Origin of the sequence: Indiicoccus explosivorum, from assembly GCF_002167005.1 — a bacterium.
In the GTDB taxonomy this organism is placed as follows: Bacteria; Bacillota; Bacilli; order Bacillales_A; family Planococcaceae; genus Indiicoccus; species Indiicoccus explosivorum.
Window position 1 is genome coordinate 24104 of record NZ_NHTN01000002.1, and the last position, 14327, is coordinate 38430.

17 protein-coding genes are annotated in these 14327 nt (G+C 53.6%); 3 read left to right on the forward strand and 14 right to left on the reverse strand.

All coding sequences use genetic code 11. The features are described from left to right. The 6 genes from ytpR to CCE92_RS00295 all read right to left on the reverse strand — a co-directional run bounded on the left by ytpR (position 1) and on the right by CCE92_RS00295 (position 4052). The gene (ytpR, locus tag CCE92_RS00270) at positions 1 to 609 is read right to left on the reverse strand and encodes a YtpR family tRNA-binding protein (protein WP_088005543.1); all 609 of its coding nucleotides are present in this window, start codon (positions 607 to 609) and stop codon (positions 1 to 3) included. Continuing rightward, a complete protein-coding gene (locus CCE92_RS00275) occupies positions 606 to 1421 on the reverse strand; it encodes a DUF1444 family protein (protein WP_088005544.1) in 816 nt (271 codons plus the stop codon). Before CCE92_RS00275 ends, ytpR begins: the two co-directional genes overlap by 4 nt. Before the next feature lie 55 nt (positions 1422 to 1476). Beyond that, positions 1477 to 1791, reverse strand: coding sequence for a thioredoxin family protein (locus CCE92_RS00280; RefSeq protein ID WP_088005545.1), 315 nt, complete (start codon positions 1789 to 1791; stop codon positions 1477 to 1479). A gap of 14 nt (positions 1792 to 1805) precedes the next feature. Beyond that, the gene (locus CCE92_RS00285) at positions 1806 to 2315 is read right to left on the reverse strand and encodes a hypothetical protein (RefSeq protein ID WP_088005546.1); all 510 of its coding nucleotides are present in this window, start codon (positions 2313 to 2315) and stop codon (positions 1806 to 1808) included. Positions 2316 to 2354: 39 nt separating this feature from the next. Continuing rightward, on the reverse strand, positions 2355 to 2891 hold the full coding sequence (locus CCE92_RS00290; protein WP_088005547.1) for a DUF84 family protein: 537 nt from the start codon (positions 2889 to 2891) through the stop codon (positions 2355 to 2357). Between the two features lie 87 nt (positions 2892 to 2978). Next, the gene (locus CCE92_RS00295; RefSeq protein WP_088005548.1) at positions 2979 to 4052 is read right to left on the reverse strand and encodes a M42 family metallopeptidase; all 1074 of its coding nucleotides are present in this window, start codon (positions 4050 to 4052) and stop codon (positions 2979 to 2981) included. 151 nt (positions 4053 to 4203) lie between these two features. Here CCE92_RS00295 and CCE92_RS00300 point away from each other — a divergent pair, with 151 nt between their 5' ends. Then, positions 4204 to 4518: a hypothetical protein gene (locus CCE92_RS00300; RefSeq protein WP_088005549.1), complete on the forward strand. Its 315-nt coding sequence runs from the start codon at positions 4204 to 4206 to the stop codon at positions 4516 to 4518. Between the two features lie 22 nt (positions 4519 to 4540). Here the strand turns inward: CCE92_RS00300 and CCE92_RS00305 are convergent, their stop codons facing one another. The 6 genes from CCE92_RS00305 to pepV form a co-directional block, all read right to left on the reverse strand. Continuing rightward, positions 4541 to 5395 carry a YtnP family quorum-quenching lactonase gene (locus tag CCE92_RS00305; protein ID WP_088005550.1) on the reverse strand — a complete coding sequence of 285 codons (855 nt, stop codon included), beginning with the start codon at positions 5393 to 5395 and terminating at the stop codon, positions 4541 to 4543. A 16-nt stretch (positions 5396 to 5411) separates the two neighbouring features. Continuing rightward, positions 5412 to 6065: a tRNA (guanosine(46)-N7)-methyltransferase TrmB gene (gene trmB, locus CCE92_RS00310; RefSeq protein WP_088005551.1), complete on the reverse strand. Its 654-nt coding sequence runs from the start codon at positions 6063 to 6065 to the stop codon at positions 5412 to 5414. 27 nt (positions 6066 to 6092) lie between these two features. Further along, the gene (locus CCE92_RS00315) at positions 6093 to 7052 is read right to left on the reverse strand and encodes an NERD domain-containing protein (protein WP_088005552.1); all 960 of its coding nucleotides are present in this window, start codon (positions 7050 to 7052) and stop codon (positions 6093 to 6095) included. Beyond that, positions 7053 to 7592 (reverse strand): RNA 2',3'-cyclic phosphodiesterase, encoded by a 540-nt coding sequence (gene thpR / locus CCE92_RS00320; protein ID WP_088005553.1) that lies wholly within the window; start codon positions 7590 to 7592, stop codon positions 7053 to 7055. 98 nt (positions 7593 to 7690) lie between these two features. After that, positions 7691 to 8545 (reverse strand): D-amino-acid transaminase, encoded by an 855-nt coding sequence (gene dat / locus CCE92_RS00325; protein ID WP_088005554.1) that lies wholly within the window; start codon positions 8543 to 8545, stop codon positions 7691 to 7693. 15 nt (positions 8546 to 8560) lie between these two features. Beyond that, on the reverse strand, positions 8561 to 9934 hold the full coding sequence (gene pepV / locus CCE92_RS00330; protein ID WP_088005555.1) for a dipeptidase PepV: 1374 nt from the start codon (positions 9932 to 9934) through the stop codon (positions 8561 to 8563). Positions 9935 to 10265: 331 nt separating this feature from the next. On the opposite strand from pepV, the gene CCE92_RS00335 reads away from it, so the two are divergent. Then, complete coding sequence (locus CCE92_RS00335) at positions 10266 to 10487, forward strand: DeoR family transcriptional regulator (protein ID WP_088005556.1); 222 nt, start codon at positions 10266 to 10268, stop codon at positions 10485 to 10487. A gap of 36 nt (positions 10488 to 10523) precedes the next feature. Here CCE92_RS00335 and CCE92_RS00340 read toward each other — a convergent pair whose 3' ends face one another. Then, positions 10524 to 11237: a pseudouridine synthase gene (locus CCE92_RS00340; protein ID WP_088005557.1), complete on the reverse strand. Its 714-nt coding sequence runs from the start codon at positions 11235 to 11237 to the stop codon at positions 10524 to 10526. A 9-nt stretch (positions 11238 to 11246) separates the two neighbouring features. Continuing rightward, positions 11247 to 12854 (reverse strand): putative polysaccharide biosynthesis protein, encoded by a 1608-nt coding sequence (locus tag CCE92_RS00345; RefSeq protein WP_088005558.1) that lies wholly within the window; start codon positions 12852 to 12854, stop codon positions 11247 to 11249. 128 nt (positions 12855 to 12982) lie between these two features. On the opposite strand from CCE92_RS00345, the gene CCE92_RS00350 reads away from it, so the two are divergent. Further along, a complete protein-coding gene (locus CCE92_RS00350) occupies positions 12983 to 14272 on the forward strand; it encodes a BaiN/RdsA family NAD(P)/FAD-dependent oxidoreductase (protein WP_088005559.1) in 1290 nt (429 codons plus the stop codon). The last annotated feature ends 55 nt before the right edge of the window (positions 14273 to 14327 follow it).

Consider the following 14327-nt stretch of genomic DNA (forward strand, 5'->3'; position numbering starts at 1 on the left):
TCATCCCTCAGCCTTAAATGGCGCACCGGTCTCCGCATCTGCCGGCAGCACAAGAATCCCTTTTTCCGCCGGTGCGTCCGGAAGAGCCAGTTCTTTTGCCGAACAAATCATGCCGCTGGACGGGACACCGCGCAATTCAGATTCTTTGATCAGCATTCCCGACGGCATGACTGCCCCGGGTTTCGCCACGACCACTTTTTGCCCTGCCTCGACGTTCGGAGCACCACAGACGATCTGCAGCTTTTCTTCCCCGACATCGACTTGGCAGACATGCAATTTATCCGCATTCGGATGTTTTTCCATCGATTCTACGAATCCCACGACGAATTTGGGCGACAAATCCACTTCCAGCGTAACATCGACATCGTTTTTCCCGAGCGCATTCTGTATGTCTGTCACGAGGCTTTCCGAAAGCGTCTCCGGAATACCCTCTTTCAAGTCGGTATACCTGGAAGCATGGAATAAATTGAATCCCGCCAGCTGCCCTTCGCTATCCCGGATCAGCGTGACATCACCGTTTGTTTCTGTCTGGATGTTTTCAGGTGTTCCCGGCTGGAGCCGGACGAGAAGAACATCACCGACCCCTTCCCGATTATAAAATACATTCATTCCTTGTCTTCCTCCTTTGGCGTTCTGTTCTTCGCCAGAATGAAAATCGGCTCCAGAACGCCGTCCTCGTAAACGAACGACAGCGACGTGATCGGCACTTTCCCTTCTGTGAAGAAGTGCATGGCCATTTGTGCCAGCACATCGTAACCGGTCTCATTCCGGATATCCCCGACGATCAGCACATCCTGATGCGGCACGGACACCGTCATATCGCCTTCGATCTTCGATTTCATTTCTTTTAAAAACGCATCATTCAATATACGAGAGGCATCATAGCCGTCATTCTCATTCAAAAAATAAAATACGTTTCCTGCCACACGGTCTTCCTTGACCGAAACCGGCAGTTTGCGGACTTGGAATTTCGCGATTTCCTTCACTTGTTCCGCTGTCAGCTGTATTGAATTTAACATATTTTCATCAATAAGGCGATAAGCCGTTCCGGTATCCAATGCGTAAAAAACCCTTGTTTCTGCTGTATGGTCAGTTGTCACGAACCGGCTTCCCCCGTTCGATTCCAGCGGAAAGGAAGTCGATCGGATCACCGGGAAGACCGCTTTCTCCGATGGCAGTTCCCCGCGGGATTCCTTCTCCATCGCGTCGAATGTCTCACGGATGGTGTAGGCCACTTCGTCCAGCACTGTTGCACCCCGTGTTTCTGTTTTGGCCGAAACGGAGCCGAGCGACAGTGACATCCCCTTGCCGATTTCATTGTGTTCGATCCGGACAGTATCTTTTTCTTGATCAAAACTCCAAGTGAGCGGCCGGTCTGATAGTTTCCGTTTCAATGCGCTGAGAATTTCAGTCGATTTCATAGTACAGTCCCTCCATTATAAAGAAGACGGTTCACCTGGGGGCGAACCGTCCTGATCATTGCAGTCCGTCAAGGAATGACTCGATTTCCGCTCGTGTTTTTCTGTCCTTGCTGACAAACCGGCCGATTTCCGCACCATTCCTGAATGCGACAAAACTCGGAATCCCATAAACGTCCAAATCCCTGCATAAATCGATGAACTGGTCGCGGTCCACAGAGACGAATGTAAAATCGCTGTAAGCTTCCTCGATCTCAGGCAGCACGGGTTCGATCACCCGGCAATCCGGGCACCAGCCTGCAGTAAACAGAAAAACAGCTGTATCCTGCGTCTTTAATTCCTGGAATTCTTTAGCAGAATCCAAAATCTTCATCTAGTTCCACTCCTTCATTCCGCATCAGCGGACCGGACGATTTTCATCATTTCGGTCAATTGTTCTTCAATATCCCCTTTTCCGGCGAACCCGGTCAGTTGGGCGTCCCCGGTTCCGGCGATCACTTCGAACCTGTCTTCTCCTGCTTTGCCTACTGCCACGAATCCGAACCTGCCTGCATACTCGAACGTTTCCGCGGCCAGCCATTCAGCATCTTCAGAAGCGGCGAGCATGTCATAAAAATAACGGCTATTTTCACTTTCGTTCGGGTTGAACTCGAGGACGGCGACCCCTTCCCCGTTCAAAAGAGTGATCGTATTATTATCGGCAGAATCTGTGAGTTCGTAACCGTCCGGGAGAAAAAGTTCTGTACCGTCTTCCAGCTCCTCTGCCGCCGGGGAATCCTGCTCAAAGACAGCGCGTGCTTCTTCCACGCCTTCTGTGATTTCCTGTTCCGCTGTTTCGGCACACCCGGCCATTCCCGCAGCCGACAGCAGCAGGACAGCCGCCATTTTATAGACCAATCCGATTCCTCCTCAGCTTGTCTGCTTTTATTTTACTGGTCATCCCGGCCGGTTGCAACCAGCCGGATACCGGAAACAATATTGACCGGCCAGCAATCTGACGACATGCTCGAACATCGAACGCCGGGTAATGAAACCTTCTGTCAGGACACCTACCGCTCCTTTATGCTTCCGGATACCGGTTTCTTCCGCAAAGCGATCCATGACAGGTCCCAGCTCCTCTCCAGCCCTGACGGCCGCCGCCACCACTTCCGGCAGCGGGATTTGAGCACCTCCGGCTGTCAAAACAGGACCGCCAGGCACAGCCAGTGCGCCCCAGTTGCAGAGATACAGCGCTCCCTGCAATTCGTATACTCCGCCCTCCAAGCCGACCGCCAAATCCGCATCGTTTTCCTGGAGGGCTTTTTTCGCCCGGTTTATCGCTCCGTTCAGCGTTTCTTCGGCAGTCAACGGCTGAGCTGAGACGCCGGAGTCCGTTTCCCGCCCTTCGACCCGGATTGCAGGGAACGTTTCTTCAAGAACTGCGGCCGCCGCTCCTACTTTGGCCGGATTCCGCGAGGCGACAATCGCTCTCATATCTATTCCTCCATTCGAAAAAGAGCCGCTGAGGGCTCTTCAGGTTTCATGCCATAAGCAATTTTCCGGCCAGGACCGGCTCTGACATCAGCTATTCTGACGGATTGTTTCGACTGTTGTTTTGTCCGCCGCTTTCACAAGTTTAACGAGCAGCTCTTTCGCCGCTGCGTAGTCGTCCGTATGGATGATCGAAGCTGCCGTATGGATGTAGCGGGAGCAGATGCCGATGACCGAGCTGGGCACCCCTTCATTTGAGAGATGGACCCGCCCTGCGTCTGTTCCGCCCAACGAGATGAAGTACTGATACGGGATATCATGCGTCTCGGCCATATCCAGGACGAATTCCCGCATTCCGCGGTGTGTCACCATACTTCTGTCGAAGATCCGCAGCAGCGTCCCTTTTCCAAGCTGGCCGAATTCCGTCTGATCGCCTGAAGCGTCATTGGCCGGACTTGCATCCAGCGCAAAAAACAGATCCGGATTGATCAGATTGGCCGCTGTCTGTGCGCCCCGGAGGCCCACTTCTTCCATGACAGTCGCTCCGGAGTACAGCCGGTTCGGCAGTTCCGTGCCTTTCAGTTCCCGCAGGAGTTCAATGGACAAGCCGCAGCCATACCGGTTATCCCATGCTTTCGCCATGATCTTCTTCGGATTCGCCATCGGCGTGAACGGGCAGACCGGTACAATCTGCTGGCCCGGCCGGATGCCGAACGATTCCGCCTGTTCCTTATCATCAGCGCCGATATCGATGAGCATGTTCTTGATCTCCATCGGCTTATTCCGGACTTCATCGCTCAGGATGTGCGGCGGGATCGAACCGATCACTCCTTCGATCTTGCCGTCACTGGTTACAATTTCAACCCGCTGTGCAAGAAGCACCTGACTCCACCAGCCGCCAGCCGTCTGGAACCGGATCATCCCGTTATCCGTGATGGATGAAACAATGAAGCCCACTTCGTCCATATGGCCCGCAACCATGACCCGGGGAGCTCCTTCCGGCCCGTTCTTCACGCCGAACACACTGCCCAGGTTATCTTGGATGACTTCGTCGGAAACTTTGGCCAGTTCTTCACGCATGAATGCTCGCACGGCATGTTCGTTGCCGGGAGCTCCCGGAAGCTCCGTAAGTGTTTTAAATAATTCAAGGGTTTCGTTATTCATCAGTTCAGCCTCCTATGTACATTCGCACTTTCCAGTGTAGCGATTTTTTCAGAACATTTCCATCATCTTATTTTGGTTAACGAAAGAAAGTTTCAGGGAATAGGCGGGTGTGTTACAATTATCTCCAATAAACTCGGGAGGGATGCAACTGATGAAAAAACGGGATATAGTGATCGGCACCGCAGCCGGAGCTGCTGCCGGCCTCGCGGTCAGAGGACTTGTCGACAGGCAGGACAAGTTCTATTCGGCGGAGGAAGTACTGAAGAACGTCAAAAACGCTTTCAAGGCGGAAGGCCCGATCGACGGTTCCTGGATCGTCATGAAACCGGAACCTTTCAGTCAGTATGCCATCACATCGGATGTATACCGCGGCGGCATCACACGCCAGCAGAACGGCGAACTCGAGCAGTTCGAATTCCTGGCGGATGCCCGCACCGGCTCTGTCATAGAAGTCCGGAAATTATAAAAGGAGCCCTTGAGGCTCCTTTTTACAGTTCCAGTTCTTTTCGTTTCACGGATTCAATGATTTCTTTGCCGTCTTCGGACCAGCGGATGACCCGGTAGTGCCCGTCATGATAGAAGCTGAAGTACCAGCCGCCCGCGAGCGCTTCCTTCATCAGTTTTTCCTTGGCGAAGACCGATGTCATCGGATAGTCGTCATATGCGAGGACCCACAGCGGATTCTGATGGGCATGAGTCGGCATGAGATCCGCCATGTGGATCAGTGTATCGTCGCCGGCAGTGATTTTGATGACCGCATGGCCGTCCGAATGGCCGCCGGTATGGATCATTTCGATGTGGTCGTTCAGGCGGAATGTCCCGTTGAACGGCACGACCTGATCCTGGATCGGCTCCCAGTTCTCTTTCCAGTACGTGTTGCGGGATCGGATATTCGGATGGCGCATTTCATTCCATTCCGTTTCGGACACATGGATTTCCGCGTTCGGAAATGCAGGTACGTAGCTGTCCCCCTCTTTTTTCGTCAGTCCGCCAGCATGGTCGAAATGCATGTGCGTCATCAGGACGATATCGATGTCAGCCGGTGTCAGTCCGAACGGTTCGAGACTGTCTTCGATTTTCGAGTGATCCGTCACTCCATAGTTCCGTAGCTGTTTTTCAGACAGCTTGTCCGTACCTGCTCCGGATTCAATTAGAATGTTCTGCCCGTCATGCTGGATCAGAATCGGGTCACAGCGCAGCTCGATCTGATTTTTGTCGTTCACTGGGTATTTTCTGGACCAGAGCGCCTTGGGTACGACACCGAACATAGCGCCACCGTCCATGTACGTGTCCCCTCCGTTCAGCCAGTTCAGCGTGATTCCGTGAAAGTCGAATTTCTCCATTCCCATTCCTCCCATGTTATGAATGCTTTGGATACTTTGCCTCGAGCCGGTAAATCGGCTGGCCTTTCTGCGAAAACTTTTCTTCATACTCCGTCATGACATTTCCCTCTGGCTCAGCTGCATGCAAATCGAGGGATACGTCTTCCAAGAGGAGACCGTAGTGCGACAAGCTGATAAGGGAATACTCGAAAAGTCCCCGGTTGTCCGTCTTGAAGTGGATTTCCCCTTCCTCAGGGAGAATCCGTTCGTACAATCCCAGGAAATTTTCATGCGTCAGCCGCCGCTTGGCATGGCGGTTTTTCGGCCACGGATCCGAAAAGTTCAAGTATACCCGTCCGATTTCGCCTTCTTCAAAAAATTCGGTCAGCCCTTCCGCGTTGACGTTCAGCAGCCTGAGGTTCGGTACCGGCTCCGGTTCATCCAGGATCCGCTCGAGGGCGGACAGCAGGACACTGTCATATAATTCAATGCCGATGTAATTGATATCCGGGTTCTGCTTCGCCATGCCCAAAATGAACTGGCCCTTCCCCATGCCGACTTCGATATGGATCGGGTTCCGGTTGCCGAATGCTTCTTTCCATTTCCCCCGGTATGCCGCGGGATCCGGAACCACGATCCCCGGATTTTCGCTGATGATTTCACCTGCTCTTGGTTTATTGCGTAATCTCATAAAACCTTCCCTTTCTTCAATAGCTGTTCAGTCATCCGGTGATTCCATATGGTTGTCCTGTTGCTCTTTAACGCTGTAAGAGACCGTCACTGCCGTGCTGAGAAGCGCTTCCGCCGCCTGGAACTGCGCCCGCTTGAACGGACCGCCCATCGCCGACATTTTCCGGAACCACTCCGGAGCTCCGCGCTTGTCCGTCACTTCCACTCCGTACAGAGGAGAAGTGATATCAAAGAACCCGGTGCGGCTGAGAAGGACTTTCCGGACCGGCAATTCGATGCCGCGCTGCCGCAGAATCCGGGAAACGACCGCCTCCGTCCGGTCGAGGCTGATGAGGGGGCTCAAAAATCGCTGTTCGCTGAACTGGCTCCTTTTTTGCCAGAATCTCCCGGTCCCTCCCGAAAAAACCGCATCTTCTTCATCTTCGACGGCCGTGACACAACAGCAGAAGGACGGCCCGATCAGGACGATATCGAGTTCGACCGGCGCGTTCTTAAGCTGGAGGACCGGCCGGTACAGCATCAGATAGCTGTCAGGCAGCGAACGGAGCAGCTCGCGGAGCAGTGTATCGCGATAATACTTGCTGTGGACCACAGATTGTTCGGACATGGCGGAACTTGCCCACTTCAGCTGAAAATAAAAAAGCTGGTCCGCGAACATTTTTTTCAGTTCCGCTTCCGTATCCGGTTCATAGACGAAATCCGGAACAAACTGTTCGTCTGATTCTTCTGATGCCGCTTCGGCTTCCGGTTCATCATCAGATAGAGCGCCCCGCTGCTGCCGCCAGCCCGCCCAACGCGGAAAACGGGAAAGTTTCCCGCTTTCCGCTGCCGCGCCTCCGCCGTCCCCCTCTTCCGTGCCGGCATCTGCCAGCCGTTTCTTCGCTTTCAGCCACTGCTCGCGCTTCAAGCGGATGAATTGAGAAGGGTAGCGGTTCAAATCATCCGCATAGCGTGATACACAGTCCTGCAATTTGATCAGCTGCGCCATTCAGTCACCTGCTCCCAACGGAAATGTATAGATTGCTTCATAACGCGGTGTCTGGCCAAGATTCACTTTGAACAGGGAAAATTCACGGACCGGGAAAGACACGGGCCGGAGTTCAAGCTTCCGGTCGAGGGACGCAGTTCCCCGCCACTTCTTAGCAAGCGTGATATGGGGCACATAGGGCCGTCTGTCCGGCCGGAGGCGGAAAGGTTCCAGGGCATCCGATACTTCTTGCTGCAGCGCCCGCAGCCGGCTGTTTTCCCCGATTTTCCCGTATATCACCCGCGGCGTCTCCGGGTTTCCGAATGTCCCGGTCCCGCTGACCGTCACCTCGAAGGGCTGCTGTTCGATCTGCCGGAGCGCTCTTTGGACATCCGGCAGTTCGCCGTACGGGTCTGCTCCGATATACACGAGTGTGATATGCATATCGACGGACGGAATCAGCTGTTTATGGGACCGGAGTTTCCAGTTGTCCCGGTCTTCAGCCAGCTTTCCGGCCGCCTCCGCCGTCAGCCCGATGCCGATGAAATAGTGGTTGGACATAACATCACCTTCAATCAGTTTATCATTTGCCCGCCGTTCTTACCATTGGGTGCGGCAAACAGAAAAACCGGCCTTCCTCAAGAAAGGCCGGAATTCTTTCATACATGTACCGGTGTTTTTAGGCCCAATTTCCGTTCGAATCCCTGCTGGAGCTTTCTTGTCGTTGCCCCGGGTGTTCCGTCGCCGATCTGTTTGCCATCCATAGAAACGAGGGGCAAAATTTCCGCCGTCGTCGATGAAATGAACATTTCATCCATTTCCAGCGCCTCGCTTTTTGTGAATGCCGTCTCCCTGACGGGTACACCGACTTCTGCGCACACTTCGAGAATCGTTCGGCGGGTGATGCCGTTCAAGATGAAATTATTGGCCGGATGCGTGTAGACAGTCCCGTCCTTAATTCCGTAAACATTGGAAGAAGATCCTTCTGTCACGGTCCCATCGCGGTGGAGGATCGCTTCAAAGCAGCCTTCCGCAATCGCTTCCTGTTTGGCAAGGACGTTGCCGAGGAGGTTCAGGCTTTTGATGTCGCACCGGAGCCAGCGTACATCTTCAGCGAATTTCCCGCTGACTCCGTCGCGCATCCCCTGCAGCGGGCGTTCCACAAGATTCGTATAAGCGGTCAGCACAGGGGACGCCTGCTCGGGGAATTGATGCTGCCGGGGAGCGGCTCCGCGGGTGATCTGCATATAAATATAGCCGTTCACGACTTCATTCGCTTCAACCAGGTCGTATATAAGCTTATGGAGCACATCTTTTGTGTACGGGATCACGAGCTTTATCTTATCGGCGCTTTCATAGAAGCGGTCCATGTGCTCTTTCATAGTGTACAGTTCCCCTTCGTACACCCGGATGACTTCATATATCCCATCGCCGAACTGATATCCGCGGTCTTCTTTGGAAATTGTCAGCTGTTCCTCTTTGATCAGTTGGTCATTCAGTAAAATCCATTCCATTCCCGATGCCTTCTTTCATGATTTTTTGCACGCCAGCTCATAAATCGCTTCCGCATAAATCGCTGTCGCTTTCACTAAATTCTCAATGTCTGCGAACTCGTCCGGCTGGTGGGCCACATCCGCTTCCCCCGGGAACAGCATGCCGAAAGCCACTCCTTTATCGAGCACGCGCGCATACGTTCCGCCGCCGATCGCCAGCAGCTCTGCGTGATTTCCTGTTTGCTTTTCATATACACGCTGGAGTGTGCGGATAAACGGGTCATTTCCATCGACATGGTGAGGCTCTGAATTTGATGTTACATCGAGCGCGAACTCCGCAGGAATGAACGAACCGATCCGTTCGCTGAACGGATAGGTGACAGAATACCGGAAACTGACCTCGATTTCAGCCAGCCGGCCCCTGTCATAGCGGATGATTCCCGGATTCAGTGTCGTATCCCCGGATGCTTCATCGGAGTAATCGAAGCCGAGCGCGTGCCCTCTCGAGTCGTTATAAAAGGAATCGGCCAGGAAAGATACGAAACGCTCCCCGTCACCCGTCAGTTCCCCTTTCAAAAAAGCGGCAAGCAATACGCCGGCATTCTTACCGGCATCTGGTTCCATGGCATGTGCTGATTTGCCGTGCAGAATAAATTCCGTCCGGCCGCCGGCGTCTTTGATTTCCCCGAGAACACCTTCCTTACCGCAAAAAGCGCTGAAGCGATCCTTCAGTTCTGCGGCATCTCCATCAATGGAAGCGATCGCCGTATCCGGTACCATATTCGTGCGTTCGCCGGAACGGAACGAAATGAGCCGACCGGGCTGTTTCATCTGCCGCTGGCTGAAAACGAGGACGGCAATCCCTTTTTCTGCATTGATGATCGGAAAATCCGCGTCCGGCGCGAATCCCGCATCCGGCATTTCCTCTGTCTGGAAATACCGTTTCATGCAGCGGAATCCGCTTTCTTCGTCTGTCCCGATGATCAGTCTTACTCTTTTATCGAACACGGCACCGGAATCTTTAACGATTTGAAGCGCTGTCCACGCCGCAATGGTCGGTCCCTTATCATCGATCGCTCCGCGGCCGTAAAGCCGGCCGTCGGCAACCGTCCCTTCAAAAGGAGGCACGGTCCAGCCGGCGCCGGCGGGTACGACATCGACATGGCCCAGAATGCCGAGCAGTTCTTCCCCTTCCCCGATTTCCAGATGGGCGGCCATATCATCCGTGATTTTCGGGCGATAGCCGTTCGCTTCCCCTTTTTCCGTGAACCAGCTGAGCGCGCGCCTGACTTCTTTTCCGAAAGGAGCGCCGGCTGCAGGATCGCCCAGCACGCTCGGAATCGCGATCAGTTCCTGTAATTCCTGAATCATGAGGTCTTTCTTCTTCTCTGCATCTTTTTGCCAGTCCATGCGTCACGCTCCTTTATAATACGGAATATTCTACACGTTTTCTGCGGAAATGAAAGACGTTCCGGGTAAAATTTATTTTCAATTTCCGCCTGCATGATGAAAGTCCTTCATGCGGAGGAATTCTATTACACTGTAAAGTTTCAGTAAATTTTACCGAAATGATAGAAAAGTCGCAATCATTGATTTATAATGAAGTTGTCAGACAATAGGTCTTGACGATTACTCACCGAAAAGGAGATGTCTAAAGGCAGAACATCACCGGGTTTCCAACTTGTTCAGCCGCCGTCCGCTAGTCTTTGCCAGGAGAAAAATGATGAAGGAGTGGTTGCCCATGCAATCTTCAACTGACCGGATGCTCATCCGAATCAAAGACATGTATCGCTATATTCTCGAGAACGGGACTGTTACGACACAGGACTTAGTGGATGAGTTCGGTATCACTCCCCGCACGATTCAGCGTGACCTGAACGTGCTGGCTTTCAACGAGCTGGTGACAAGCCCAGCCCGCGGCAAATGGACCACGACGAAAAAGAAAGTGAAAATGACATCTTAAACCGGATTGAAAAATGACCGCACGGCTCGCGTGCGGTCATTTTTCCTGTTTCAGTCCCTTCAGCTCCTGCTCGGTCAGCGGCCGGTATTCACCAGGACCGAGTGACGGGTCCAGCCGGAGCGTCCCCATCGACAGCCGCTTCAAGTAAACAACTTCTTTCCCGACACTTCGGAACATCCGCTTCACTTGGTGGAACTTCCCTTCTGTGATCGTCAGTTCGATTTCGGATTCCGGACCCGCGGACAGAATCCGGAGCGTCGCCGGCTTCGTCTTGTAGCCGTCATCGAGTATGACGCCTTCCCGGAACGCTTCCGCATCCTCTGCGGTCACTTCCCCATCGATGCGGGCAAAATACGTCTTATCGACGTGCTTCCTCGGTGACAGCAGCTCATGCGCGAGCTTGCCGTCGTTCGTCAGCAGGAGAAGCCCTTCCGTGTCTTTATCAAGCCGGCCGACCGGAAACGGGTTGAAATGCCGCTCCGCCGGTCCGAGCAGATCGACGACTGTCCGGTCGCGACTGTCTTCCGTCGCGGACACCGTACCGGGCGGTTTATGGAGCATTAAATAAATGAATTCCGTGTAAAGAATTTCTTCTCCATTGACGGTGATTCGGTCCGTTTCCGCTTCCACGTGCCGTTTCGGATCTTTTTCCGTTTTCCCGTTCACTTCCACGGCGCCGGACTTCAAGAGCGGTTTCACTTCTTTCCGGGAACCGAGCCCCATATTCGACAAGTATTTATCCAGTCGCATAACTGCCTCCTAGAAACCGAATTTCCGTGTCAGTCTGGTGAGCCGGTCGCCGAGGAGCTTCTGTGCCAGCCCTGTTTTTATTCCCAGGAATCCGTAAACCGCCACACCAGCCAGTCCGACAAACAGGATCCGGAGCAGCGCCAGCCCTTTCGATTCGAGCGGGATGAACCACTCGACACCCGTCAGAACGAGCCAGGCAGCCGCACCCATCGCAATCGTCAGCAGAATAATAAGCGTAATCCGCCGGATGACGAGAACGGAACGGTAATTCAAGTCTTTGGAAATGATATACAGGCTCATCGAAATGGCCACGCCGTACCCGATCATCGTCGACGCAATCGCCCCATCGACTTCCCAGAGCCGTACGAGCGGGATGTTAAGGATCAATTTCAAAATGAGTCCTGTTCCTAACGTGTAGACGATCCATTTCTGCCGGTTGATGCCCTGCAGGATGGCAGCGGTCACCGGAAACAGACTGAACAGGACAGCGGCGGGCAGATAGGAAGCGAGAATCGCTGAACCGTAAATGCTTTCTTCATAAAACACATAGTACAGCTCATCCGCCAGCAGAATCATGCCCGCGACTGCAGGAAGCGTGAGGAATAATAGCACCTGGTACGTCTTGTCGAGCGTATGGGTCAGAAGCCGTGGCTGATCAGTCGTGAAATATTTCGTGATGAGCGGAATGAGCGCCATTGAAAATCCTGTCGCCAGCATGACCGGAATGAGCACAAGCTTGTGGGCATTGAAATTCAGGATGCCCAGCAAAACGTCAGACTCCGAAGCGAGCGGTGTTTCCGCCATCGCCTGGTTGAATGTCAGCAGATCCACGAACTGGAAAAGCGAATTCGCGCTGCCGAGGAAAATGACGGGCAGTGCATAGACCGCGATTTCCTTGTACATATCCTTAAGCCCGATGTCGTGCGGCTTAGCGGAATCTGCCACAAGTTCATCGTAATGCGGTTTCTTTTTGCGCCAAAAATAATACAGGACCGCGAGACCGCCGAGTGAACCGATAAACGCTGAAAAGACAGCGACTTGGATGGCCGTCTCTTCCGAACCGCCAAGCCAGTAAAGGACGACAAACGCACCGCCGAGCAGGAACAGAATCCGCACAATCTGTTCGACGAGCTGGGAAACCGCAGTGGGCGTCATAAAGTTGTATCCTTGGAAAAAACCGCGCAGCAGACTCATGAATGGCACCGCGAGGAGCGCGAATGACACCCAGCGGATCACTTCCGTGACATCCGCGACGGTGAAAATCTGCTCTTCATCTGCGATGATGACGGAGGCAAGCGGCGCCGCCATCAAAAACAGGAACAAAAACGACACGAAGCCGGTTATAATCATCGCTGTAAGTCCGGACTTCAAAAGCCGCCTCCCCGTCCTGTAATCCCCGAGCGCATTGTACTTCGAGACGAATTTCGAGAACGCAAGAGGCGCTCCTGCTATGGCCACCGACAGCATCAAGTTGTACGGTATGTAGGCATACATATAAAGCGGGATATTTTCTTCGCCGACCATGGCATAGAACGGGATGACATACAGCACACCGAGCACCCTGGACAGGAAAAGCCCGGCTGTCAGGATCGCCGTCCCTTTCAGCAAAGTAGACATGACACACTTCCTATTCTGTTCTTTCTAAAAAACAATCTACTCGTCAGTTTACACCTGTTCAGCGAATCAATCAACGCCGGATGCGCCGTCGTGTATAATGAAAACAAAAACGAAAGAGTGATTGTTCCATGTTCGACGTAATCGTCATCGGCGGCGGACCGTCCGGCCTGATGGCTTCGGCCGCGGCGGCGCGTGCCGGCAGCCGCGTGCTCCTCATTGAAAAAGGGGCGAAGCTCGGCAAGAAGCTGACCATCTCGGGCGGCGGGCGCTGCAATGTCACGAACCGGCTGCCTTTGGAAGAAATCGTGAAAAACATTCCGGGAAACGGCAAATTCCTGTACAGCCCATTTTCCGTTTTCAACAATGAAGACATCATCGCCTTTTTCGAAGGACTCGGCGTCAAACTGAAAGAAGAAGACCACGGCCGCATGTTCCCCGTATCGGACCGCGCACAGGATGTGGCCGATGCGCTCATCGGGGAACTGAAGCGGCTAGGGGTCGAGATTTTATTGAAATCGAAAGTGAAGAAACTGCTCATGGATGAAGGCGCGGTCCGCGGCGTCCGGCTGGAGGATGGCGGTGAATTCACCGCAAAAGCGGTCGTCGTGGCGGTCGGCGGCAAGGCGGTGCCGCAGACGGGTTCCGAAGGCGACGGCTATCCGTGGGCGGAAAAAGCGGGCCATACGGTGACCGACCTGTACCCGACCGAAGTGCCGCTCCTGTCCGTTGAACCGTTCATCAAAAGCCGCGAACTGCAGGGCCTCGCGCTGCGCGATGCGGCCGTTTCCGTCTTGAATAAAAAAGGAAAACCGCTCGTGACCCATCAAATGGACATGCTATTCACCCACTTCGGGCTGAGCGGCCCGGCTATCTTACGCTGCAGTCAGTACGTCGTGAAAGAACGCAAGAAGAACGGCGGCAAGCCGGTCGAAGTGCGCATCAATACCTTGCCGGAAGACAATGCGGAATCGGCGTTCCAGAAATTGAGTGCCCTTGCGAAAGACGAGCCGAAAAAAGCGGTGAAAAACAGCTGGAAAGGCATCGCGCCGGAACGGTGGCTGCTGTTCCTGATGGAACGTGTGGGAATCGACCCTTCCGCCGCAGGCAACGCGGTCGCTGCCGATAAAATCCGTGCACTCGGTGAAGCGCTGACCGGTTTCATCGTGCATGTGAACGGCACGCAGCCGATCGAGAAAGCGTTCGTCACCGGCGGCGGAGTGTCGATCAAAGAGATCGAGCCAAAGACGATGGCTTCCAAAAAGAAGCCGGGACTGTATTTCTGCGGCGAAATTCTCGATATCCATGGCTACACCGGCGGCTATAATATTACGAGCGCCCTTGTGACAGGCAATGTCGCCGGGCGGAGTGCCGGCGCATTTGCGGCTGCGTCCAGTGCAACTCCTTCGATTCGAGAATAAAGAACTTGTTTTCGAGAATAAACCGGGTTAATTCGAGAATAACGGCATCCTTTTC

Bases quoted from the DNA above. Each gene is read 5' to 3' on its own strand.
- ytpR (WP_088005543.1), bottom strand. From the start codon at position 609: ATGAATGTATTTTATAATCGGGAAGGGGTCGGTGATGTTCTTCTCGTC.
- CCE92_RS00275 (WP_088005544.1), bottom strand. From the start codon at position 1,421: ATGAAATCGACTGAAATTCTCAGCGCATTGAAACGGAAACTATCAGAC.
- CCE92_RS00280 (WP_088005545.1), bottom strand. From the start codon at position 1,791: ATGAAGATTTTGGATTCTGCTAAAGAATTCCAGGAATTAAAGACGCAG.
- CCE92_RS00290 (WP_088005547.1), bottom strand. From the start codon at position 2,891: ATGAGAGCGATTGTCGCCTCGCGGAATCCGGCCAAAGTAGGAGCGGCG.
- CCE92_RS00295 (WP_088005548.1), bottom strand. From the start codon at position 4,052: ATGAATAACGAAACCCTTGAATTATTTAAAACACTTACGGAGCTTCCG.
- CCE92_RS00300 (WP_088005549.1), top strand. From the start codon at position 4,204: ATGAAAAAACGGGATATAGTGATCGGCACCGCAGCCGGAGCTGCTGCC.
- CCE92_RS00305 (WP_088005550.1), bottom strand. From the start codon at position 5,395: ATGGAGAAATTCGACTTTCACGGAATCACGCTGAACTGGCTGAACGGA.
- trmB (WP_088005551.1), bottom strand. From the start codon at position 6,065: ATGAGATTACGCAATAAACCAAGAGCAGGTGAAATCATCAGCGAAAAT.
- CCE92_RS00315 (WP_088005552.1), bottom strand. From the start codon at position 7,052: ATGGCGCAGCTGATCAAATTGCAGGACTGTGTATCACGCTATGCGGAT.
- thpR (WP_088005553.1), bottom strand. From the start codon at position 7,592: ATGTCCAACCACTATTTCATCGGCATCGGGCTGACGGCGGAGGCGGCC.
- dat (WP_088005554.1), bottom strand. From the start codon at position 8,545: ATGGAATGGATTTTACTGAATGACCAACTGATCAAAGAGGAACAGCTG.
- pepV (WP_088005555.1), bottom strand. From the start codon at position 9,934: ATGGACTGGCAAAAAGATGCAGAGAAGAAGAAAGACCTCATGATTCAG.
- CCE92_RS00335 (WP_088005556.1), top strand. From the start codon at position 10,266: ATGCAATCTTCAACTGACCGGATGCTCATCCGAATCAAAGACATGTAT.
- CCE92_RS00340 (WP_088005557.1), bottom strand. From the start codon at position 11,237: ATGCGACTGGATAAATACTTGTCGAATATGGGGCTCGGTTCCCGGAAA.
- CCE92_RS00345 (WP_088005558.1), bottom strand. From the start codon at position 12,854: ATGTCTACTTTGCTGAAAGGGACGGCGATCCTGACAGCCGGGCTTTTC.
- CCE92_RS00350 (WP_088005559.1), top strand. From the start codon at position 12,983: ATGTTCGACGTAATCGTCATCGGCGGCGGACCGTCCGGCCTGATGGCT.